This window comes from Methylococcus sp. EFPC2 (assembly GCF_016925495.1).
GTDB lineage: Bacteria > Pseudomonadota > Gammaproteobacteria > Methylococcales > Methylococcaceae > EFPC2.
This window is the reverse complement of sequence record NZ_CP070491.1, coordinates 3,710,713-3,733,287: the sequence shown is the minus strand read 5'-3', so window position 1 is coordinate 3,733,287 and position 22,575 is coordinate 3,710,713. Positions and strand designations below refer to the sequence as shown.

General features: G+C 62.9%; 21 protein-coding genes and 1 other RNA gene. 9 read left to right on the top strand and 13 right to left on the bottom strand.

Translation table 11 applies throughout. From position 1 onward, the window contains the following. Window positions 1–5: 5 nt before the first annotated feature. The 6 genes from JWZ97_RS15955 to JWZ97_RS15930 all read right to left on the bottom strand — a co-directional run bounded on the left by JWZ97_RS15955 (window position 6) and on the right by JWZ97_RS15930 (window position 6,684). The gene (locus JWZ97_RS15955) at window positions 6–767 is read right to left on the bottom strand and encodes a uracil-DNA glycosylase family protein (protein ID WP_240342377.1); all 762 of its coding nucleotides are present in this window, start codon (window positions 765–767) and stop codon (window positions 6–8) included. A gap of 51 nt (window positions 768–818) precedes the next feature. Beyond that, window positions 819–2,363: a 2-isopropylmalate synthase gene (locus tag JWZ97_RS15950; protein WP_205431182.1), complete on the bottom strand. Its 1,545-nt coding sequence runs from the start codon at window positions 2,361–2,363 to the stop codon at window positions 819–821. A 217-nt stretch (window positions 2,364–2,580) separates the two neighbouring features. After that, on the bottom strand, window positions 2,581–3,324 hold the full coding sequence (gene pssA / locus JWZ97_RS15945) for a CDP-diacylglycerol--serine O-phosphatidyltransferase (RefSeq protein WP_205431180.1): 744 nt from the start codon (window positions 3,322–3,324) through the stop codon (window positions 2,581–2,583). A gap of 51 nt (window positions 3,325–3,375) precedes the next feature. Beyond that, complete coding sequence (gene ilvC, locus JWZ97_RS15940; protein ID WP_205431178.1) at window positions 3,376–4,392, bottom strand: ketol-acid reductoisomerase; 1,017 nt, start codon at window positions 4,390–4,392, stop codon at window positions 3,376–3,378. Between the two features lie 66 nt (window positions 4,393–4,458). Beyond that, window positions 4,459–4,950, bottom strand: a complete 492-nt coding sequence (ilvN, locus tag JWZ97_RS15935; protein WP_205431176.1) for an acetolactate synthase small subunit — start codon at window positions 4,948–4,950, stop codon at window positions 4,459–4,461. A 3-nt stretch (window positions 4,951–4,953) separates the two neighbouring features. Beyond that, window positions 4,954–6,684 carry an acetolactate synthase 3 large subunit gene (locus tag JWZ97_RS15930; protein ID WP_371822525.1) on the bottom strand — a complete coding sequence of 577 codons (1,731 nt, stop codon included), beginning with the start codon at window positions 6,682–6,684 and terminating at the stop codon, window positions 4,954–4,956. Between the two features lie 240 nt (window positions 6,685–6,924). On the opposite strand from JWZ97_RS15930, the gene JWZ97_RS15925 reads away from it, so the two are divergent. After that, complete coding sequence (locus JWZ97_RS15925; protein WP_205431171.1) at window positions 6,925–7,221, top strand: hypothetical protein; 297 nt, start codon at window positions 6,925–6,927, stop codon at window positions 7,219–7,221. 62 nt (window positions 7,222–7,283) lie between these two features. On the opposite strand, the gene JWZ97_RS15920 is transcribed toward JWZ97_RS15925, so the two are convergent. The 4 genes from JWZ97_RS15920 to JWZ97_RS15905 all read right to left on the bottom strand — a co-directional run bounded on the left by JWZ97_RS15920 (window position 7,284) and on the right by JWZ97_RS15905 (window position 11,102). Beyond that, window positions 7,284–7,889, bottom strand: coding sequence for a peroxiredoxin (locus JWZ97_RS15920; protein ID WP_205431170.1), 606 nt, complete (start codon window positions 7,887–7,889; stop codon window positions 7,284–7,286). 158 nt (window positions 7,890–8,047) lie between these two features. Then, window positions 8,048–9,250 carry a 2-octaprenyl-6-methoxyphenyl hydroxylase gene (ubiH, locus tag JWZ97_RS15915; protein WP_205431169.1) on the bottom strand — a complete coding sequence of 401 codons (1,203 nt, stop codon included), beginning with the start codon at window positions 9,248–9,250 and terminating at the stop codon, window positions 8,048–8,050. Then, the gene (gene pepP, locus JWZ97_RS15910; RefSeq protein ID WP_205431168.1) at window positions 9,247–10,560 is read right to left on the bottom strand and encodes a Xaa-Pro aminopeptidase; all 1,314 of its coding nucleotides are present in this window, start codon (window positions 10,558–10,560) and stop codon (window positions 9,247–9,249) included. Before pepP ends, ubiH begins: the two co-directional genes overlap by 4 nt. A 2-nt stretch (window positions 10,561–10,562) precedes the next feature. Next, the gene (locus tag JWZ97_RS15905) at window positions 10,563–11,102 is read right to left on the bottom strand and encodes a UPF0149 family protein (protein WP_205431167.1); all 540 of its coding nucleotides are present in this window, start codon (window positions 11,100–11,102) and stop codon (window positions 10,563–10,565) included. A gap of 88 nt (window positions 11,103–11,190) precedes the next feature. Here JWZ97_RS15905 and JWZ97_RS15900 point away from each other — a divergent pair, with 88 nt between their 5' ends. The 4 genes from JWZ97_RS15900 (at window position 11,191) to JWZ97_RS15885 (ending at window position 12,606) form a co-directional block, all read left to right on the top strand. Beyond that, window positions 11,191–11,418 carry a TIGR02449 family protein gene (locus tag JWZ97_RS15900; protein ID WP_205431166.1) on the top strand — a complete coding sequence of 76 codons (228 nt, stop codon included), beginning with the start codon at window positions 11,191–11,193 and terminating at the stop codon, window positions 11,416–11,418. Continuing rightward, window positions 11,415–11,714, top strand: a complete 300-nt coding sequence (locus JWZ97_RS15895) for a cell division protein ZapA (RefSeq protein WP_205431164.1) — start codon at window positions 11,415–11,417, stop codon at window positions 11,712–11,714. Before JWZ97_RS15900 ends, JWZ97_RS15895 begins: the two co-directional genes overlap by 4 nt. A 51-nt stretch (window positions 11,715–11,765) precedes the next feature. Continuing rightward, window positions 11,766–11,949, top strand: a non-coding RNA gene (ssrS, locus tag JWZ97_RS15890) — 6S RNA. A 183-nt stretch (window positions 11,950–12,132) separates the two neighbouring features. Beyond that, the gene (locus JWZ97_RS15885) at window positions 12,133–12,606 is read left to right on the top strand and encodes a hypothetical protein (protein WP_205431163.1); all 474 of its coding nucleotides are present in this window, start codon (window positions 12,133–12,135) and stop codon (window positions 12,604–12,606) included. Window positions 12,607–12,609: 3 nt separating this feature from the next. Here the strand turns inward: JWZ97_RS15885 and JWZ97_RS15880 are convergent, their stop codons facing one another. Further along, complete coding sequence (locus tag JWZ97_RS15880; protein WP_205431161.1) at window positions 12,610–14,964, bottom strand: Lon protease family protein; 2,355 nt, start codon at window positions 14,962–14,964, stop codon at window positions 12,610–12,612. Between the two features lie 269 nt (window positions 14,965–15,233). Between JWZ97_RS15880 and JWZ97_RS15875 the strand changes: the two genes are divergently transcribed. The 3 genes from JWZ97_RS15875 to JWZ97_RS15865 are packed head-to-tail and all read left to right on the top strand — an operon-like array spanning window position 15,234 to window position 18,522. Continuing rightward, on the top strand, window positions 15,234–16,406 hold the full coding sequence (locus JWZ97_RS15875; RefSeq protein ID WP_205431159.1) for a hypothetical protein: 1,173 nt from the start codon (window positions 15,234–15,236) through the stop codon (window positions 16,404–16,406). Beyond that, window positions 16,403–16,945, top strand: coding sequence for a hypothetical protein (locus JWZ97_RS15870; protein WP_205431158.1), 543 nt, complete (start codon window positions 16,403–16,405; stop codon window positions 16,943–16,945). The genes JWZ97_RS15875 and JWZ97_RS15870 overlap by 4 nt, the downstream gene beginning before the upstream one ends. Beyond that, the gene (locus tag JWZ97_RS15865) at window positions 16,942–18,522 is read left to right on the top strand and encodes a pentapeptide repeat-containing protein (protein WP_205431157.1); all 1,581 of its coding nucleotides are present in this window, start codon (window positions 16,942–16,944) and stop codon (window positions 18,520–18,522) included. The genes JWZ97_RS15870 and JWZ97_RS15865 overlap by 4 nt, the downstream gene beginning before the upstream one ends. A 90-nt stretch (window positions 18,523–18,612) precedes the next feature. Here JWZ97_RS15865 and JWZ97_RS20265 read toward each other — a convergent pair whose 3' ends face one another. After that, a complete protein-coding gene (locus tag JWZ97_RS20265) occupies window positions 18,613–20,652 on the bottom strand; it encodes a TonB-dependent siderophore receptor (protein ID WP_205431156.1) in 2,040 nt (679 codons plus the stop codon). 42 nt (window positions 20,653–20,694) lie between these two features. Next, complete coding sequence (gene orn / locus JWZ97_RS15855) at window positions 20,695–21,240, bottom strand: oligoribonuclease (protein WP_205431154.1); 546 nt, start codon at window positions 21,238–21,240, stop codon at window positions 20,695–20,697. 89 nt (window positions 21,241–21,329) lie between these two features. On the opposite strand from orn, the gene JWZ97_RS15850 reads away from it, so the two are divergent. Continuing rightward, window positions 21,330–22,574 (top strand): M48 family metallopeptidase, encoded by a 1,245-nt coding sequence (locus JWZ97_RS15850; RefSeq protein WP_205431153.1) that lies wholly within the window; start codon window positions 21,330–21,332, stop codon window positions 22,572–22,574. The last annotated feature ends 1 nt before the right edge of the window (window position 22,575 follow it).

The following is a 22,575-nucleotide window of genomic DNA, read 5'->3' as shown; positions in this document are numbered from 1 at the left end:
TCGGTTCAGGGTTGTCGGCGGCGGAAAATGGCTCGCGCCAATTTTAAATCATCCCAGGCCCGTCGCTTCTCCAGGGGCGAGCGCAACAGGTAGGCCGGGTGGTAAGTCACCACCAGCGGCACGCCCTGGTAGTCGTGCACCGCGCCGCGCAGCTTGCCTATGGGTGTGGCGGTCTTCAGCAGGTTCTGGGCGGCGATGCGGCCCACCGCGAGGATGATATCGGGATGCACCAGGGCCAGTTGGCGCTTCAGGTAGTCCTCGCAGGCCGCGGCCTCCTCGGCTTGCGGATCGCGGTTCTTGGGCGGACGGCATTTCAGCACGTTGGCGATGTAGACCTGTTCGCGCTGCAAACCGACCGCCCTCAGCATTTCGTTGAGTAGCAGGCCGGCGCGCCCGACGAAAGGCTCGCCCTGCAGGTCTTCCTGCTCGCCCGGCGCCTCGCCGATGATCATCCAGCGCGCGGTGCGGTCGCCAACGCCGAACACGGTCTGCGTGCGGCCGGCGTGCAGGGGACAAGCCGTGCAGCCGGCCACCCGAGCCGCCAGTTCGTCCCACCCGCAGGCCGCAATCGGATTGGGCGCCGCGATCGGCAGGATTTGCCGTTCGGAGGAAGCGCCGGCTGCTGCTGAAACCAGGCCATCGGAAGACTCGTTGGCTGGAATGCGCTCACGCTCATTCCGGTCGAGGGCGGACGTCACCTCCGTGACCGGCTCCGGCAATTCCACACCTGCCGGCGCATACCGGGACTGCCATACCTGGATGCCCATGGCCTCCAGGTATTCCCTCCGTCTGCGCTCCGCCGCGTCCATCGTCCCGGGCTAAACGTCGCCGACCTGGGGATGGGTGCGGTCCTTGTCGGTGAGCAGCTTGTTGACGGCATTGATGTAAGCCTTGGCGGAAGCGATCACGATGTCGGTGTCCGCCCCCTGGCCGTTGACGATGCGCCCGCCTTTTTCCAGCCGCACGGTCACCTCGCCCTGGGCATCGGTGCCGCTGGTGATGTTGTTGACCGAATAGAGCGTGAGATTGGCCTCGGTCGGCACCAGGGACTCGATGGCCTTGAGGCTGGCATCGACGGCGCCGCCGCCGGTGGACGACCCGGTACGCTCCTCGGCGTCGACCCGGATGGTCACCAGGGCACTCGGGGTTTCCCCGGTTTCCGAACAGACCTTGAGTGCCACCAGCTTGACGCGCTCGTCTTCCGACTCGACCCCCGCCTCGGTGATCAGGGCCTGCAAGTCCTCGTCGAAGATGTCGTGCTTCTTGTCCGCCAGTTGCTTGAAGCGGAAGAAAGCCGCATTGAGCTCTTCTTCGGACGCGAACTCCACACCCAACTCACCCATGCGGGTGCGGAAGGCATTGCGGCCGGAATGCTTGCCCAGCACCATGCGGTTGGCGCTCCAGCCCACGTCCTCGGCGCGCATGATCTCGTAGGTCTCGCGGTGCTTGAGCACGCCGTCCTGATGGATGCCGGACTCGTGCGCGAAGGCGTTGGCGCCGACGATGGATTTGTTGGGTTGCACCGGAAAACCCGTGATGCCGGACACCAGCTTGGAACAAGTGACGATTTCCCGCGTGTCGATGTCCGTGTGACAGGGGAAGTAATCCTTGCGGGTGCTCACCGCCATGACCACTTCCTCCAGCGCCGCGTTGCCGGCCCGCTCGCCCAGGCCGTTGATGGTGCATTCCACCTGGCGCGCGCCGTTGATGACCGCCGAGAGTGAATTGGCGACCGCCAGACCCAGGTCGTTGTGGCAATGGACCGAGAAGATGGCCTTGTCGGCATTGGGAATACGCTCTCGCAGCCGGGCGATGAGCCGGCCGAACTGTTCCGGCATGGCGTAACCGACGGTGTCGGGGATATTGAGCGTGCCGGCGCCGGCATCGATCACCGCCTCCAGGATGCGGCAGAGAAAATCCTCTTCCGAGCGACCGGCGTCTTCCGGCGAAAATTCCACGTTGTCGGTGTATTGCCGGGCCCGCTTCACCGCCTTCACCGCGTATTCGATCACCTGTTCCGGCGGCATGTTGAGCTTGCGCTGCATGTGGATGGGCGAGGTAGCGATGAAAGTGTGGATGCGTGCGCTGTTCGCCTCCTTCAACGCCTCGCCGGCCCGGTCGATGTCCTTGTCCAGGGCGCGCGCCAGGCCGCAGACCGTGCTGTCCTTCACCGCGCGGGCCACCGCCTGCACGGACTCGAAATCGCCGGGACTGGCGGCCGGGAAACCGGCTTCGATGACATCGACCCTAAGCCGCTCCAAGGCCTTGGCGATGCGGACCTTTTCGTCCCGGGTCATGGACGCGCCGGGGCTCTGCTCGCCGTCGCGCAAGGTGGTATCGAATATGATGAGTTTGTCGCTCATGGCTGAACTCCACGAAATCCGCCGCGTCGACGAGGGAGACGCCGCGGGAGGTAATACGGATGGGTGTTGGTACGGGAGATGGGATCGAGTTAGTTGCCCGCGCGGGGCAGCAGCTCGCGGAGGTTCAGCGAAGACAGGAGGAAAACGAAGCTGTGCAGCGTTTCGCGTTTCATGGTGTCCCGATTATGCCGACGTCAGCGGCCCCCGGCAAGTCCGTTCACACCTTACGCTCGCCGCGCCTGCGCTTCAGCCCCAGCAAGGTCAGCACCGGGCCGGACACCGCATAAGCCGTGAAAAACAGGAAAAGCATCATGGGCGGGTTGGTGAACAGCACGGCGAAAGCCAGCATGATGATGATGGCCTTGACGAAGGGCATGCGACCGCGCAGGTCCACGTCCTTGAAGCTGTAATAGCGGAAATTGCTGACCATCAGCAGGCCGGTCATGATGGACAGGCCCAGAGTGACGTAAGCCACGTCGGCGCCGGCAATGCCGTGATCCACGGCGAACCAGACGAAACCCGCCAATATGGCCGCCGCCGAAGGACTGGGCAGGCCCTGGAAATAACGCTTGTCGGCCGTACCGATCTGGGTGTTGAAACGGGCGAGGCGCAGGGCCGCGCCGGCGCAATGCACGAACGCCGCCACCCAGCCCAGCTTGCCCAGCCCCGCGAGGGACCAGACGTAACCCACCAGCGCCGGAGCCGCGCCGAACGAGATGAGGTCGGCCATGCTGTCGTATTCGCCGCCGAACGCGCTCTGCGTGTTGGTCAGGCGGGCGACCCGGCCGTCCATGCCGTCCAGGATCATAGCGATGAAGATCGCCACCGCCGCGTGCTCCCAACGCTGGTTGAAAGCCGCGGTGATCGCGTAAAAGCCGGCGAACAGCGCCGCCGTGGTGAACAGGTTGGGCAGCAGATAAATGCCGCGCCGGGGTCTGATCGGGGGGGTCGGTTCGCTCATGGCTATCCCGGCCCGCCCGGACGGCGCAGCCGTCCGGGCGGCACGCCGCTCCTAGTTTTTGGTCTTGTCGACGATCTTGTTGGCCTTGATCCAGGGCATCATGTCGCGCAGCTTGGCGCCGACTTCCTCGATCTGGTGTTCGCGGCCCAGACGGCGCTTGGCCTTCAGGGTCGCCGCGCCGGCCTGGTTCTCCAGGATGAATTCGCGGGCGAATTCGCCGGTCTGGATCTCGCGCAGGATCTTCTTCATCTCCGCCTTGGTCTGCTCGGTGACGACGCGCGGACCGCGGGTCAGGTCACCGTATTCGGCAGTGTTGGAGATCGAGTAGCGCATGTTGGCGATACCGCCCTCGTACATCAGGTCGACGATCAGCTTGAGCTCGTGCAGACACTCGAAATAAGCCATCTCCGGCGCATAGCCGGCCTCGACCAGGGTCTCGAAACCCGCCTGCACCAGCGCGGTGGCGCCGCCGCACAGCACCGCCTGCTCGCCGAACAAATCGGTTTCGGTCTCTTCGCGGAAGGTCGTCTCGATGATGCCGGTGCGGCCGCCGCCGATGGCGGACGCGTAGGACAGCGCGATTTCCTTGGCCTTGCCGGACGCGTTCTGCGCTACGGCGATCAGGTCGGGAATACCGCCGCCCTTGACGTATTCGCTGCGCACGGTGTGGCCCGGCGCCTTGGGTGCGATCATGATGACGTCGAGATCCGCACGGGGCTGGATCAGGCCGAAATGGATGCCGAAGCCGTGCGCGAAGGCCAGTGCCGCACCCTGCTTGATGTTCGGCTCGATCTGCTCGGCGTAGAGCTTGGCCTGATGCTCGTCCGGAGCCAGGATCATGAGCACGTCGGCGGCCTTGGCGGCCTCTTCTATGCTCAGGACGGTCAGGCCGGCGTTCTGCGCCTTGATGGCGGAGGCCGAACCGGCGCGCAGGGCGACGATGACGTCCACACCGGAATCCTTCAGATTGAGGGCGTGCGCGTGGCCCTGCGAGCCGTAGCCGACGATGGCGACTTTCTTGCCCCGGATGATGGAAAGGTCGGCGTCTTTATCGTAATAAACCTGCATGATGTTCCTCTTGTTTAAATATCAGCTCTGCAAAAACCGATCACGGCCGCCTGGCGGGCCGTCGGATCAAACACTCAAACCCTTGTCGCCGCGGGTGATGCCGGTCGCGCCGGAACGCACCACCTCGATGATGTGCTCCTCGCCCACCGCGTCCAGAAAGGCGTCCAGCTTGCTCTTCTCGCCGGTCACCTCGACCACGTAGGTGGCCGTCGTGACGTCCAATATGCTGCCGCGGAAGATCTCCGTCAGGCGCTTGATTTCCTCGCGCTGGCCGTTGACCGCCCGCACCTTCACCATCATCAGTTCGCGCTCGATGTGGGTCGCGCTGGAAATGTCGATCAACTTGACCACGTCGATCAGCTTGTTGAGCTGCTTGGTGATCTGCTCGACGATTTCCTCGTTGCCGGTGGTCACCAGGGTCATGCGCGAGAGCGTGGGATCCTGGGTCGGCGCGACGGTGAGCGACTCGATGTTGTAGCCGCGCGCGGAAAACAGCCCAGCTACCCGCGACAAGGCGCCGGACTCGTTTTCGATCAAGATGGAGATGATGTGTCGCATGACTCAGGCAAGCTCCGTATCCGTGTTGACGCCGGGCGCCAGGCGCATGTCGTGATGTGCCTTGCCCGCCTCGATCATGGGGTAGACGTTCTCGGTCGGGTCGGTGAGGAAGTTCAGGAACACGGTACGGTCCTTCAGCCTGAAAGCCTCTTCCAGAGCCGGCCGGACGTCGGCGTGCTTTTCGATGCGCAGGCCGACATGACCGTAAGCCTCCGCCAGCTTGACGAAATCCGGCAGGGTCTCCAGGTAGGAATGCGAATAACGGCTCTCGTAGCTGAATTCCTGCCACTGCCGCACCATGCCCATGTAACCGTTGTTCAGGTTGATGATCTTGATCGGCGTGCGGTATTGCAGAGCGGTGGCGAGCTCCTGTATGCACATCTGTATGCTCGCCTCGCCGGTGATGCAGGCGACGTCGGCCTCGGGAAACGCCAGCTTGACGCCGATCGCGGCCGGCAGGCCGAAGCCCATGGTGCCGAGTCCGCCGGAATTGATCCAGCGCCTGGGCTTGTCGAACTTGTAAAACTGCGCCGCCCACATCTGGTGCTGGCCGACGTCGGACGTGATGTAGGCATCGCCCTGGGTGAGTTCCCACAACTGTTCGATCACGTATTGCGGCTTGATGACCTTGCCGCTGCGGTCGTAGGCCAGGCAATTGACGGCGCGCCAACGCTCGATCTGCTCCCACCACTTGCTCAGGGCGACATGGTCAGGCCGCTGCTCGCCCCCGCGGATCACCTCGATCATTTCCTGTAGCACCGGAGCCGCCTCGCCGACCACGGGGATGTCCACCCGGACCGTCTTGGAGATGGAAGCCGGATCCACGTCGACGTGGATGATCTTGGCATGCGGACAGAACTCAGCGATCTTGCCGGTGATGCGGTCGTCAAAGCGCGCGCCGGCCGCGAACAGCACGTCGCATTCGTGCATGGCCATGTTGGCTTCGTAGGTGCCGTGCATGCCGAGCATACCGACGAATTGCCTGTCCGTGCCCGGATAGGCGCCCAAGCCCATGAGGGTGTTGGTGATCGGATAACCCAGCAGGCGGGTCAATTCGGTCAGTTGTTGCGATGCCTCGCCCTGGACGATGCCACCGCCGCTGTAGATCATCGGGCGCTTGGCGCTCAACAGCAGATCCACCGCCTTCTTGATCTGCCAGCGATGGCCTTTGACCGAAGGATTGTAGGAGCGCAGGCTGACGGTCTTGGGGTATTCGTACGGAACCTTGATGTTGGGGTCGGTCAGGTTCTTGGGCAAGTCGACGACGACCGGCCCCGGCCGGCCCGAGGCCGCGATGTAGAACGCCTTCTTGATGGTTTCGGCCAGCTTGGCGACGTCCTTCACCAGAAAATTGTGCTTCACGCAGGGGCGTGTGATGCCGACGATGTCGGCCTCCTGGAAAGCGTCACTGCCGATGACGGGCAGCGGCACCTGGCCGGTGATGACCACCAGCGGAATGGAGTCCATATAAGCGGTGGCGATACCGGTCACGGCATTGGTCGCGCCCGGCCCCGAGGTGACCAGCACCACGCCGGGCTTGCCGGTGGCGCGGGCGTAGCCGTCGGCCGCATGGGTCGCACCCTGTTCGTGGCGCACGAGAATATGCTTGACGGCATCTTGCTTGAACAGGGCGTCGTAGATGTGCAGCACCGACCCGCCCGGGTAGCCGAAAATAAATTCAACGCCCTCGTCTTTCAGACACTGGACTAGGATTTCCGCGCCGCTGAGCTCCACGATTTTCACCCTGTAAAAACGAATCGGGGCGCTGTAGAAAACGCCCTCATCTTGGCTGACCGCACGGGTCAAAATGGCCGACAAAACTACTAGGCTTGTCGATTTCAGTCAATAGCGCCGACACGCTCCCCCCGGGACGACACAGAAATCCGGTGAAGTTATCGGACGAGTCCGGTATCGTAACCGTCCCGATCCCCGTATCGGTCCGACAACATCGAAAACATTGAAGTGGAGGATAATATGCTAGGTGGTCTGGTCGCCGTCGCCATCACGATATGGTTTTACAAAATCGCTGCATCCAAGGGCGTTCCAGCGGCCCAATGGGGCATCGCGGGCCTGATTTCGTTTTACGTGCCCAACTTCATCTGGAGCTTGCTGGTCGCCAAACCCTGGCTGGCCTCCCTCCACAACCAGGGAGCGGCATTCAAGTCCAGCCTGGTCGGTCATTCCTCCATTTTCGTTGGCGCCGCGGTCGCCTATGTCGTCTGGCTTGTATTCTTGCGCAACGCCAAGAGCGCCGAAACACCGTCGACCTGAAGCTTGCGCATAAAAAAACGCGCCGGGTCACGGCGCGTTTTCATGCGAGCTTAAAGCCTCGATTACAGCTTGTCGGCGTTCTGGCTCAGGTAAGACGCGATGCCTTCGGCATCGGCCTTGAGGCCAGCCTGGCCCTTGTTCCAGCCGGCGGGGCAAACTTCGCCATGCTCTTCGAAGAACTGCAGGGCGTCGACGATGCGGATCAGCTCATCGATGTTGCGGCCCAGCGGCAGATCGTTGACGACCTGATGGCGGACGACACCGGACTTGTCAATCAGGAAGGTGCCGCGATAAGCCACCGCCGCGCCTTCGACTTCCACGTCGTAAGCCTTGACGATTTCATGGCTGAGATCGGAAACCAGGGTGTACTTGACCGGGCCGATGCCGCCCTTGTCGACCGGCGTGTTGCGCCAGGCCACATGGGAGAACTGCGAATCGACCGACACGCCGATCACTTCCACGCCGCGCTTCTTGAATTCTTCGATGCGGTGATCCAGGGCGATCAGCTCGGTGGGGCAGACGAAGGTGAAATCCAGCGGATAGAAGACCACGGCGACATATTTGCCCTTGGTTTCCTTGGAAAGCCAGAAGCTGTCGACGATGGAGCCGTCTGCCAGAACGGCCGAGGCCTTGAAATCGGGTGCCTGCTTGCCAACTAAAACGCTCATTTAAATCTCCTGCTTGATAGTGCCAGACTGGGGTTGCCCTGACGCGCCGCGCGGCGCGCGCCCCGAAAAATCGGGGCCGGGAGAATTGAAACAGCGTCTTGGATTGTACACAAAAACACTCGGGAATAGACAAGGCCAAATTGCGCGCCCGGGCGCCGTCACCCCACGCGCGGAACGCCCTGGCCGCGCCCCATCGCGTAGCTCATCAGCAGCCTCTTTGCCGCGGGAAGATTGTCCAGCACCAGCATGCCCGCATTACGCAGCCCCGCAGCCCACGCGCCCTCCGTGGAGAAGACGCGAACCAGGCTGTCGGTCATCCGGATCACCGCGTCGAGATCGCTCCGGCGGGCACCGGCGTAACGATCGAGAAACTCTCTATCGCCGATATCCGCCGCAAACCCCAACTGCGCGTCGACATGCCCCGCCAACACGGCGACATCGCGCAAACCGAGATTGAAACCCTGCCCCGCCACCGGATGCAACTGGTGCATGGCATTGCCGATCAGGACCACGCGCTCGTCCACCATGCGCCCGGCCCGCACCAGTTTGAGAGGGAAGCATTGCCTCGGGGTAAGCGGCGAGAGTTCGCCCAGCCAATAACCGAAGGCGGCCTGCAGCCGGGCGATGAACGCCTGCTCCGGCTCGACCCGCAATGCCTCGGCCTCTTCCGGCGCCAGGCTCCAAACCACGGAACACCTGCGCTTGCCCACCGGCAGAAAAGCCAGCGGCCCGCTGCGGGTAAAACGTTCGTAAGCCACGCCGCGGTTGTTCCTCTCGGTCGCCACCTCGGTCACGAGCGCGGTCTGCCCGTAGTCGCGTACCGTCTGGGGAATTTCAAGCAAGGACCGGACCGTGGACAAACCGCCGTCGGCGGCGACCAGCAGACGGGCGGACCGGGTGTCGCTTATGCCATTCCGGTTGAGACTGACATGCGCCGCATCGGGACCGGCCTTGACGCCGACCACCCGGGCCGGACACAGCCACTCCACCGGACCCTCCTGGAGCAGTCGGGCGATTTCCGCTTCCAGCACCTTGGCCCGCACGACATAACCCAGTGCGGGCATGTCGACGCGATCCGCGCTCAGCCGAGTCTTGCCGAAATGCCCACGGTCCGACACATGGATGCGGGTAATGGGTGTCGCCTGCTCCGCCGCGCCGCGCCAAATCCCCAGTTGCTCGAGGATCTGGACGGAACCCCAGGACAGGGCGAGGGCACGTTCGCCAGCCGGCGCAGCAAGCCTCTGCGCTTCGGGCTGCGACTCGACGATGCCGATGCGCAGACCGGTATTGCGCAGGGCGAGAGCCAGACTTCCGCCGACCAGACCGCCACCGGCGATCAGCAGGTCGAAGTCGCCGCTCACATCTCCGCCCGCATCAGCGCTTCGATGTCTGCCACGCTCTTGGGTACCGCCGCGGTAAGCACTTCGCAGCCTTTTTCGGTCACGAGGACGTCGTCCTCGATGCGTATACCGATGCCGCGCCAATGTTCTTCCACGTCCGCGCAGGACTCGGAGACATACAGACCAGGCTCGACGGTCAGCACCATGCCGGGCTCCAGGACGCGCCAGTCGTCGCCGGCCTTGTAATCGCCCACGTCGTGCACATCCATGCCCAACCAGTGGCCGGTGCGGTGCATGTAGAACTTCTTGTAGGCTTCATCATGGATCAACTTGGCAACGCGCCCCCGCAGCAACCCCAACTTGACCAGTCCCTTGGTCAAGACCTGCACGGCCGCTTCGTGAGGCTCGTTCCAGCGCCTGCCGGGCCGGATGCTTGCGATGGCCGCCGCCTGCGCGTCGAGCACCAGCTCGTAAAGCTGCCGTTGCGGCGCGGTGAAGCGGCCGTTGACGGGGAATGTGCGGGTGATGTCGGCGGCATAGTTGTCGCATTCCGCGCCCGCGTCGATGAGCAGCAGATCGCCGTCCTGCAGCACGTCTTCGTTATGGATGTAGTGCAGGACACAAGCGTTGTTGCCGCCCGCGACGATGCTGGAATAAGCGGGCGAGCGGAGACCCTGGCGCGTGAATTCGTGCAGCAGCTCCGCCTCGATCTCGTACTCCCGCAAGCCCGGCCGGCAGATGCGCATGGCGCGGCGATGCGCGGCGGCCGAGACCTCCATCGCCCTGCGCATGCTGGCCAATTCGGCGGGACTCTTGAACAAGCGCATCTCGTGAACCAGGCCGTCGAGATCGATCAGGGCCGACGGCGGACGCACGCCCGCGCGGGCCCGTTCACGCAAAGCCGCCAGGATCGTGGAGATACGGGAGCGCAAGCCCTCGTCGCCCAGTGGGTAATAGAGGCGCTCCCGGCCGTCCATCAGGCTCGGGAGCACTTCGTCCAACTTGCCTATGGGATGGGCTTCGTCCGCGCCAAACTGCTCGCGCGCGCCGTCCAGGCCGGCGTGCCGGCCGGTCCAGATCGCCATGGTTTCGTCGTATTCCCGACAGAACAGGATGAACTCGCCCTGTTCGCGCCCCGGTATAAACACGGCGACGGCGTCCGGTTCGTTGAATCCGGTCAGATAATAAAAGTCGCTGTTCTGCCGGTAGGGATATTCGGCATCGCGGTTGCGCCTGGCCGCCGGTGCGGCGGCTATCAGGGCCAGGCTCCGTTTCTTCATGCGCCGCATTAAGTGCTTGCGGCGTTGCTTGAATTCGCTGGAAATCGTCATGGTCAATGCAGGATAGGGGAAGTGGCCTGGTTCAAATCCGCCCTCACCAGGTAAACGCCCATGCGGACGAATTCGGTGATCTCGGCGTAAGCCTGTTCGTCGGCCTCGCCAGAGACTTCGAAGTCCAGCCGCGTAACCTCCACCAGGTCACGCAACACCTCGCCCGCGTCCGCCGGCCACTCCGCGTTTCCGCGCGAGAACCCCACCCCGTACAAAAAGCCTCGACACCAGTCGCCCAATGCTTCGGCCCGCTCGCTCAGCTCGCTCTCTTCGTCGGGAAGCAATAGTTCAAAACTGTAATCGGCGTCGGCCAATTGAGTGCGGGTCTGCTCGCACAAGTCGCTCAAGAGCGCCAGCCCCCGGTCGTCCGGCCCCTTGCCCGCGCCGTCGCTGAACAACAAGGCCAACCATTGGTCGCAAAGCGCCCGCGCATCCACGCATAGCAAACCGGCCAATATGCCGTGTCCTTCCGCGACGCTCATGGGGGCGGAAGCCCGGGACATTGCGTCCTGCGCTTCTTCATACGATATATCGGAGATCATGGCTTGCCTTGTGACGCCGCTACGATTTTATTATCCTAACACCTTGGCATAATGACCCGAAAGCCAGTGTCTTGAGAGGACGGGAACCTTGAATTCCGAATACGCCGGCCTCGACACGGAGCTGATCCGGCTGCAAGAAAAAATCGAGGCGCTCGTGACACTCTGCGAGCAGCTTCGGAAAGAAAATGTCACCCTCAAAGCCCGTTTCGAGGATTGGTCCCAAGAACGCGCGCTGTCGGCGGAAAAGACCGCCCTCGCGAGAAACCGAATCGAAGCGATGATCACCCGCCTGAAATCGATGGGACAAGAACCATGAGTGAATCGCGCCCGCCCGTCAACGTCTTGATTTTGGGCAAGGAATATCCGGTTGTTTGCCCGGACAACGAAGAGCACGAGCTGCTGCTGGCCGCACGTTACCTGGATGGAAAAATGCGCAAAATCCGCGACACCGGCCGCGTGATCGGGACGGAGCGTATTGCGGTGATGGCGGCGCTCAACATCGCTCACGAACTCACCCAGTTGCGCCGCGAGAACAAGGAACTGGCCGGCGAACTGGGCAACCGGGTCTCGGCCATGCACGACCGCATAGACTCGGCCCTGAATGAGGAATAATCGTATGACGGGCATTTGCAGCCGGACGCCGAACGAGTAGAATTAAGCACGTATTCCCTGCAGCGCTCGAAGCACTCTGGGTTTTTTCTTGAGCCTAATTCTTAACCCCGGGAACGTTCCGGCCCGCGATGTGCGCAGGTCCGCTCCGCGCGGAAAGCCTTATTCGCGGCTTACCGTTCCCACCTGAACCAACGGTTCAAGGGCGAAAGTGTGTTACGGCGCAGGCGGGGAATACGTCTCCATTCGGCCTTTGGCGAACCCTCAGTGCAGCCGCACGGCGGGAATCCCATGCGCCCCGAAGGGCCTTGCGTCATATCGGCAGTGAGCACCCCGCACAGACAGCTTCATCCAGGCCTCCCCGGGGCCACGTTCGACGCCCGTAAGCGGGCTTTTTCCATATCTCCTACCGTACGCGCCTATGTCAGATAAAGAACCTGCGTATACGCTCGATAATCTGCCGGACGACATTCCCGCCAATCCCGGCTGGAAGCCCTTGGCCTGGTTTGCAGGCATCATCCTGCTCCTCATCGGACTGGGCGAAGTTCTGGTCGTGTTCGGTTGGGAACTGCTGGAACTGATAGGGGAAGGGATTTTTCTGGCGGTCGAAGGCAGCGAGGAGTTTCTCGAAGACGCGGTCGAGGGCTGGTTCGGCCTCGAACCCTGGGAAGCGGAGATGTACACGGCCTGGGTGACCTCCCCCATCAAGCTGGTGCTCGCGTTTTTCATACTGCGGGCAATCTGGCGCTGGAAAAAGCGCAAGGTGCTCCCCGCCGCCAAACGTTGGCTGGCGCGCCGCTGGCTCATCATCCGACTCTCCTGGCGCGGTCTGTGGTGGCCCTGGAAAGCCGGCGTGATGTCCTTGGGCGTCGGCCTGCTGTTCATCCTGATCTGAGCCTTAGTCGACGGGCGGAACACGCTGTTTCCGCATTATGCGCAAGCGGTTGACGGCCAGCGCGTTAAGGTTTTTTGCCGGCTTCCCGGCCATCAATTCCAGCGCCTCGTCTACCGTGGCCACCGAGTAAACTCCGAACTCCCCCCGCTTGGCGGCCTCGACCACCTCGACATCCAGCAAGAGGTTGGCCCGGTTGGCCTCGGGGATGATGACACCTTGCTCCCCGGTCAGTCCACGTGCCTGGCAAAGACGAAAGAAGCCCTCGATCTTTTCGTTGACACCGCCCACGGCCTGCACCTCGCCATGCTGATTGATGGAGCCGGTGACGGCCAAAGACTGGCGCAATGGCCTTCCGGTGAGCGCCGAAATCAGCGCCAGCACTTCCCCCAGCGATGCGCTGTCGCCGTCGATATAGCCATAGGACTGTTCCAGGGCGAGCGTGGCGCTGATCGCCAGGGGCAGGTTGCGGGCATACCGGTGGCTCAGATATCCGGCGAGTATCATCACGCCCTTGGAGTGGATGGCCTGACCCAGCGCCGCCTCGCGCTCGATGTCCAGCACACCGCGCCCGCCCGGTGAGACCGTTGCCGTGATGCGGGCCGGCGAGCCGAAACGGCTGTCGCCGACCTCCAGCACGGTCAGGCCATTGACGCGCCCAACCGCCACTCCCGCGGTATCGATCAGGATGACCCCGTCCAGCATGTCTTCCAGCAAGCGCCGGCCGATCCGGTCGAGGCGCTCGGCCTTGCCGCGCAAAGCATCCTCGACGTGGGCACGGCTGATCACCGGCTCGTCCTTGCCCGCGCGTATGATCTCTGCTTCACCGGCCAGCTCCAGCAGTTCGCCCACGCGGACCGACAAGCGCCCCCGATACTCGCCCAGGCGGGCCGAGTACTCGATCAACCGGGCGGCCGCCCCCGCGGTCAGCGGTCGGAATCCGCAGGTTTCCGACCGGCTGTGTATCAGCCGTATCATGGCCAGCACGGTTTGCTCGTCTCTGGGCAACCAGTCGTCGAAATCGGCCATCACCCGGAACAGTTCGGTGAATTCGTCGTCCAGCTCCTGCAGGAGGTAATAAAGCGAACGTTCGCCGATCAACACGATTTTCAAGTCCAACGGCACCGACTGCGGACTCAGCGTCATGGCCGCCCCGGCAGACTGATCCTGGCCAGGGTTTTCGATGCGTATGCTCCGGCTCGTCAGGGCTCTCTTGAGCGCAGGCCACACCTGCGGGTCACCTATCAGTTTGTCGACCTCCAGTATCAGATAGCCGCCGTTGGCGAGATGCAGCGCCCCCGGATAGATCAGCCGATGACGGGTGACCAGCACGCCCTGCTCGTTGAGATATTCGATGCGCCCGAACAGGTTCTGATAGGTCGGGTTGGCCTCGTGCACGACCGGCGCGCCGCCGGCGGGGTCGTGCGACACCAGGAGTTTGGGCGCGTAGGTCTCGATCAGCGCGGACCGCCGGGCCGCCTCTTCGTGGGTGCCCTGGGGATGATCCTCCAGCAAGGTGTCTCCGACCACCCGCAACAGGTTGTGGCGCAACGCCTCCAGATAAGCGATGACGCCGGCCCGCTCCGCGTATTTCGCGACCAGCGCGGCGAGCAGCGGTTCCACCGCGTGATCGAGGGTGTCCTGATTGAGCGTACGCAGACGCTGGACGGTTTCCCGTTTCCACTGGGGCAGCTCGAGCAGCACCTCACCCAGATATTTTTCCAACGCCCTGGCCTGCTTGAAAAAAAGATCCCGGATGTCCTCGGGAATTCCGGCGAACTCCTCTTCGCCGACCACGGCGCCATTGAGCATGGGCATGAAGGAGACCGTATCGCCTTCATGCAGGACCCCCACGCTTTTTTCCTGCGCGCGCTTGCGCACCTTGTCGATCGCTTTTTCGTAGCGCTGGTTGAATTCGCGCTCTATGGCCGCCTTGCGGCGCTGGTAACCGGGGTTTGCGACGACCGCCGGCAGGGTGGCCAGCAGGTTGTCCACCAGCGTTTCGAGATCGGCCAGCAAGGCCTTGCCGTCACCGGCAGGCAGGCAGAGCACTTGGGGTTCGCGCGGTTCGCCGAAATTGTTCACGTAAAGCCAATCGCACGGCGTGGCCTGCCGCGTGGCTTGATCGCGCAGGTAGCGCGTGGTGAGGGACAAGCGTCCCGAACCCGGCTCGCCCATGACGAAGATGTTGTAGCCCGGTCGGTTCATGCCGACGCCGAACGCCAATGCGCGCATCGCCCGCTCGTGCCCGAGCACGCCGGTGAACGGCTCCAGCTCCGCCGTGGTCTCGAAAGGGAGGTCGGCCGGGTCGACCGGGGCTGACAAGCATTCATGCGGCAGTGGGCATGCGACGGCGGACATGGTCGGGCTTCCTGTTGGTCTTAGGTTGGCGGCGCCGGAACGCTCTCCGCGGAGGACAAGCATGTTTTCCGGCTTATTCTAGGCCGCGGCCGCCTGCGCGTTGCGGCGTCGTTTACTCAGCTTGCCTCGCGCGGAAGCCCGCGTCCACCGTGCTTGACGACACTGGGCTGCCGTCTCATGATGAGACCTGAACGCGGGGCCTGATCTTCCCGAATGCCCGAACTAACCCGCGAGGCTGTTGGAAATCTCCCTGAGCCTTGGAGGCATTTATGAAACTCTCATATGCCCGCGTCATCGTTGCAATGCTCACCAGCCTGTTGCTGTGCGGTCTCGGGTTTCCCCGCATCGCCGGCGCCGCAGCGTCGGGATCGCGCATCTGGCAGAAGCTCCAGCAAAACGCGCTCCTCGACGCCTATTTTCCCGATGCCACCCGCGAAGTCGCCGAGCCTCTGGTGCGGGCCTCCGGGGGACAATGGCAGGGCGTGCAGATCAACGGGGCCTATCGGAGCGGATGGCTCAATCTTTACACCGTCGACGCCGACCGTCTGGAAAGCGACGCCGTGCTGGCCGACGCAGGCGTGGACAACTTCACCCGGGAAAACCTGCAGGGCGGGGCGCTGACCCAGGTCGACACCGGCATCGTTTTTCTGAATACCGCGGCCTGGAAACGCCTGGCCGCGGCGACCTACCTGACCCAGTACAAAATCCAGCCCGATCTCACCGCCGCGTTGGCCTATGTCGACGCCGTCGGACTGGCAGCGACCCGCAAGTATTGGGATGAAAGCACGCTGTCCCTGGACACCCCGCAAAATCAACGAGTCGGTTGGCTGCTGCGGGGCGCGGCGGCTTTCGTGCTGGCCCATGAAATGGGCCACATGCGCATCGACGACGTGGCATCGGACCCGGCGCCCGCAAAGCTCCCCTCCAACCTCACCCAGCGGCAAAAAGACGAGCGCAACGCCTGTCCGGAGGCCTTGTTGCCCGAATTCCGGCAACGCCAGCAGATCGAGCGGTCGGCCGATCTTGCCGCCGTCGGCCTATTGGGCAAACAGTGCTCGATCGGCAACGACGGGCAGCTGCGGCACGCAATCAACATGCTCGGCACCTCCTGGTACTTCCTGGCCGCGATGAGCGACAAGCTGCTGCAGATGGGGCGCAATTCCTCCAGCCCCACCATAGCCCGGGCCTTGCGCATGAAAATCGGGCCGGAACTCTATGAACGGGTCGTGGCGGCACGCGCGGCCGCCAATCCCAAGGGAGCCGTCAAGTCCGCCTACCCCTCCACGCATCCCCCCGATACGGAGCGCATGCGGGCGATCGAAACGGCGTTGCAATCCACGCCTTGCGGAGGCGGCAACCTGGACAGCAGCGGTGCACAAATGCTGGAAATGTTCAGGCTGCAAATGTGCCGCAGTTTGATCGGACAGGGGGACGAACAGTGAACGCCGACACGCGGGTACCCGCCGGGCTGGGCAAGCGACGGGCGGGGCCAACCGGCGCATACCGGAACGACAAGGTTTTGCTGACCGGCTTGCAGATCGGCCTGCTGGCGCTCATGGCCTTGTACCAAGCCCGGGCTCGCGCCGAGGACAGCGCGCGCTTCGACACGAGTTTTAAACGCCAGTATGAGCAAGTGAGGTCTTTGGCGCCCGACATCATCGTTCTTGAATTGCGGGACCGCATCGAATTGGTCGCCAGCCGCGGAAGCCAGGTGAACGCGGCCTCCTATGAACGGCGCGTGCGGGGTTTCGAGTCGGCCTTGCTGCGCAATCTCGACGCGCCCGTGTGTAAGAGCGCCTCGCCGGCGGGAACGCCCTCCCCCGCCATCATCGCTGAAAACGTCAAGCTCGCCGCGAATTCGCAGAGTTTGCGCACGAGCGACGAGGATGTCGCGGAGTTGAGCGCCCTGACCCAGGGCTTGATCGACGGCCTGACACTCTCACGCTGGTGCCGGCTCAAATCGCTGGACGAGATACGGTGAAGGCGCTCGTACGGGGGGTGACATGCGGCCTGGTGGTCGCGTGCTGCTCCCGGGTCTCCCTCGCGGATGCGCCCGGAAAGCTCTCCGTCGAGCAAGCCTATCTTGAGATCGGCCGCTCGGGCGAACTCAGAGATATCCAGATCGACGGGAATATCGACCTGGCGCGCCTGCAGCCGCCGGCGGGTGTCACTCGCATCATCCTGCAAGGCGTGCAGGTGTCGGGAAAGCTCCATGTCAGCGGCGACGGGCCTAAAGCGGCGCTGTGGATCGATCACGCGACCCTGCAATCCATCGACCTGTCGCATGGCCATCTGCAGTCCTCACTCGAGATCGAAAACAGCACCGTCGACGGTGTCGCTCGCTTCGAGGGCGCCCGCTTCGATGGCCCATTTGCCTTGCATTCGTGCGTTTTCAACAACAAGGCCGTTTTTCGCAAGGCCCATTTTTCCGGACCGGTGGAAATCGTCGCCAGCCAATTCCACGAGCCGGCCGGGCTGAAGGGCGGCGTGAGCTTCAGCGATACCCGCTTCGCGGCGCCCGCCCGCTTCGATCGCAGTCACTACTACACCGACCTGCGCTTCGACACCAGCCGTTTCGACGCCGACGCCGCTTTCCTGAGACTAACGGTCGACGGCCATGCCAGTTGGCGCAATGTCATATTCGCCGACGATGCGGAATTCCGCTTCTGTCGTTTGGGTGAGGCCGATTTCGGCGACGACGAACAAATGTCCGTTTTCAAGCACATGGCCGATTTCAGAGGTTGCGTCATGCGCTCGATACGCCTGGATTACGCCGAAATAGCGGGCGACGCCCTCCTGGTCGACATGCGCGTCTCGCCCGGCAACCTCAGTTTGCGTCAGGCCTCGCTGCGAGGCGACCGTACGGACTTCAAGGGCTTGCAGGTGGCGGGTCTGATCTACCTGCAACAGGCCTATATCCCCAATCTGCATTTTCTATGGGTTGAAATCCGGGACGCGCTGCTGCGCGGCAGCCCAAGCAGCGATGTGCTGCGCTCCTTAAAACATCGGCTGGAAGCCTTGGGTGACGAGGACGGTGCGAGAGAGGTCGGTGCCGCACTGGAAAGCCATGTGATCGAGGAAAAGCTCGCACGCATGGATGTGGCCCTATCGGACAGGCTGACCCTATGGCTGGAAAAAGCCGTCTGGGGCTGGCCGACCGGCTATGGCACACGCCTGGATCGCATCCTCGGACTCGCCCTGGCATCCTGGCTCAGCCTCTCGCTGCCGCTCGCATTCGGTCGCGGCCTGCGGGTGGCCCGGCTGCGCAACGATGCCGACCTGGCGATGCCACGGCATAGTCCGGCGCCGCGCGACGCCTTGATGAAATCCACCCCCTCGACGATAGGCCGCTACCTGGCGTCTTATGCCTACGGGTTCGGACTGATGTTCGCCATGCCCAACCTGCGCTTGCGGCCCACCGAGCCTCTGCCGGCCTTTATGGGCTTCTATCTCGTCTTTTTGCGCTTACTCGGCGCCGTGCTGCTGGCACTGACCGGTCTCACGCTCGCCAAGGTGAGCCCCATCATCCAGGCTTTGCTGGGCAAAATCGTACACTGAACACGCCTCGAGCTCTGACCGGTCGCTCACCTCGGAGACAGCGCTTCCTCAAGGCGCCGAACGGCGCCTGACAACGAGCGGAGAATTGCTTTAGAACCGGTACACCAGTTTCACGCGGAAGGTGCGACCGTCCTGGGGTACCGTGATTGCGCCCAGGGAGTCGCCGAACAAGTCGTCGGGAGAGAGTTCGCGGCGCAGGTCGCCGAACAAATCGTACACCGTCGCCGACAGATCGAGATTGCGTAGCGGCTGATACGACAGACTCAGATTGACGCGTGTATAAGCGGGCACGCCGGCCGATGCCGACTCCCGCCGGGATACCATCTGCAATTCCGCCCCACCGTGCCACTGATCGCTGAAGAGCGGAGCCATGGCGTTCAACTGCAATAAATGGCGCGGCGCGTTGGCGATGGCCTGCCCGCTTTCCGTTTCCGCGAAATAAAGGCCGTAACTGCCGCGCACCATGGCGCCGTTACTCCACTGCCGCCGCAGTTCGAGCTCGCCCCCGTATCCGCGCTCGGCTTCGTGGTTGACGACCTGGAAGTAGTTCGCGTCGACCGTCCGTTTGCGAAAAAGGTCGTGCATATGCAAGTAGTAGGCGCTCGCCGTCACCTGCCAGGCGCGAGCGATGGTCTGCTCCCAACTCAGCTCCCAGGTTTCGATCTGTTCGGCTTTTAAGTTCGGGCTGGCCAGCCTGCCGGTGGTCGACAGGCCGCCAAATTCGTCGTAAACGGGCGGGAAGCCGTAGTACAGATGCGACACATTGGGGGCGCGGAAGGCCTGGCTGTATTGCGCCTTGATCACGGTGTCGCCGAAGGGACGATAATTCACGCCCAGGCGTGGACTGAACTGGCTGGCGGATATCAGCGAGTTATTGTCGAAGCGCCCTCCCAGACTCACGCTCAACTCGTCCCACAGGTGGTAATCGTCCTGCAGATAGACACCGATGCGCTGGCTGTCGCGCTTGTCGTCCAGATAGGTGGCCGCCGGGGATAGGTCGAAATTCCTCTGGGCCTGCAGCCAGTTCTCCTGTATCTCCAAACCGCCGACGACCGTATGCCGGTCGATCTGGCGGGAAACCAATCGCAGCTCCAGCCCCGTCCACCAGCTATGCGCCAAATCCAGGTTGGTGACCTCGCCGTATCGATACACGCCCTTGTAATCGTTGTCGCCGTAAAAGAATCTTCCGGTGAAATCCAGCTTCGGGGTCAAGGCGGCCTGATACTGGGCGTTCACGAAAGCTTCACTGTCCTGATAGCTGTTGGCCGGATCGTCGAAATTGGTGCCGAAAGCCCCGCCGGGCAATCCCTTGTAACGTCGCCCGTATCCGCCCTCGACGCTGAAACCGCCGTAACTCGCCTTGGCGAAAAACTGCTTGCCGTGCTCGTCGTTGGTCCCGGAAGTCCTGCCTGGACCCGATGCGTCATCGAACTCGGGATAGCGCAAGGTCGGTCCCGCACTGTTCAAATCGGTTCCGGAAAGCAGAAACTCCAGGCCGCTGCCCAGCTTGCGGCCGTAACTGAAACGGCCTTTGTAGGTATCGAAGCTGCCGTAAGAACCGGCCAGTTCGCCACCGCGGTAGTCCGCGCCGCTCCGGGTAATGATGTTGATCACGGCGAAAAACGCGTTGTTGCCGTAAATGGACGAACCCGGACCGCGCAGGACTTCCACCCGCTCGATCAGGTCCACATCCACCGGAAACTCGGTCCCGGTGAATCCCTGATCGTAGATCGCGTCGTTGATGCGGTTGCCATCCACCATCACCAGCATGCGCCCGTTGTAATCGCCGGACTGGTCGAAACCGCGGATGCCCACGTTCTCGTACATGCGGTCGGAAGACACGAAAAACCCGCGCACGCTGCGCAGCACATCGCCGAGCGTGCGATGGCCGAATTGTTTGATCTGGTCCTTGCCGACCACGGTCAAGGACGTGGCGATATCCGACGATTTCTGGCGATATTTGGACGCGGTTTCGACCTCCACTTCCAGGCTCATGAGCTGCTCCAGGCTCATATCGCTGAGCTCGACCACGTCGGCGGCGGCTATAGGCCGGGCCAGACACAAGAAAGGCAACATCCACGCCGGCAGACGAGCGCTGCGGGATGCGTGCAGGCGTACGATCGGACTCAAGGGCAACCTACCAGCGGTGAAGCCGCTAACGCGGCAATATGATCAAGCCTTGATGAAGTGCTCGCGGTAGTATTTCAGCTCGGCGATGGATTCGAGGATGTCGTCCAGCGCGAGATGGGAGTTTTTCTTCTTGAACCCCTCCTTCAGCGTCGGGGTCCAGCGTTCGGCCAATTCCTTGAGGGTGGAGACGTCGAGGTTGCGGTAGTGGAAATAGGCTTCCAGCTTGGGCATGCAGCGATAGAGGAAACGCCGGTCCTGACAAATGCTGTTGCCGGCCATGGGCGAGCCGCGTTGCGGCACCCACTGCGAGACGAATTCCAGGGTCAGGCGCTCGGCCTCAGCCTCGTCTATCCGGCTGTCGCGCACCCGCTGGACGAGGCCGGATTCGCCGTGCTGCTTACGGTTCCAGTCGTCCATGCGGCCCAACACCTCTTCCGGCTGATGGATGGCGAGCACCGGTCCTTCGGCCAGCACGTTCAGATCCTTGTCGGTAATGACCGTCGCGATCTCGATGATCGAGTCGTTTTGCGGGTCCAGACCGGTCATCTCCAGGTCTATCCAGATCAGATTTTGCGGATCTTGTGCCATGTTTTGCGCCGAGTTGATTGGGTTGTCAGGCATTTTAGCAAAGGCTAAGCTGTACCGCCGTTTGCCCCACCCCCCGGAAGCCGCCGCCCATGAACGCGTTCACCCTGATCTTCCTGTTCGCCTTAGCCCTGTCGTTTGCCGTCGAGTTCTGGCTGGCGCGGCGCCAGTTTGCCCATGTGCTGGCGCATCGAGACCAAGTGCCCGAGGCCTTCCGGGCCAATATCGCCCTGGAGGCCCACCAGAAAGCGGCCGACTACACCCTGGCCAAGGGCAAACTGGGCGAGATCGACCGCGCCATCGGCGCGGCCTTGCTGCTGCTCTTCACCCTGGGCGGGGGCATCGACCTGATCGCGGGGCTTTGGCAGAAACTGGATATCCCGGCGATCTGGACCGGGGTCGGCGTGATACTCTCCACCCTGATACTGATGCAGCTGCTGGAACTCCCGCTCGCCGTTTACCGGACCTTCGTGATCGAGCAGCGCTTCGGCTTCAACCGCAATACCCCCCGGCAATTCGTCACCGACCTGCTGCTGCAGAGCGCGCTCAGCGTGGCCATAGGCGGACCGCTGCTGGCCTTGATCCTGTGGGTGATGGACGGTGTCGGAACCTATTGGTGGGTGCTGGCCTGGGCCATCCTGCAGGGATTCTCCGTGCTGTTGAGCTGGGCCTACCCCACCTTCATCGCCCCGCTGTTCAACAAGTTCAGCCCACTGGAAGACCAGACCCTGCGCCAGCGTATCGAAGCCTTGCTGGCCCGCTGCGGCTTCCACAGCAAGGGCATCTTCGTGATGGACGGCTCGCGCCGCTCCGGCCACGGCAACGCTTATTTCACCGGCCTGGGCAGCAACAAGCGCATCGTTTTCTTCGACACCCTGGTCGAATCGCTCAGCCACGACGAGCTGGAAGCGGTACTGGCCCATGAACTGGGCCATTTCAAGCGCAAACACGTGCTGAAGATGCTGATCGCCAGCGCCACCATCACCCTGCTGGGTTTGGCGCTGCTGGGCTGGCTGATGGGCAAGGCCTGGTTCTACGATGGCCTGGGCGTAAGCGCGCACGGCAACGCCACGGCGCTGTTGCTGTTCATGCTGATTTCGTCGCCCTTCACCTTGTTCCTGCAACCGGTGATTGCCTATTTTCAGCGCAAGCACGAGTTCGAGGCCGACGATTTCGCCGCCGCCCAGGCCCGCCCGGGCGACCTCATCAGCGCGCTGGTCAAGCTCTACCGGGAAAACGCCAGCACGCTGACACCCGACCCCCTCTATTCGGCCTTCCATTACAGCCATCCGCCGGCCGCCATCCGCATCGCCCATCTCGCGGCAAAAGCTTCGTAGT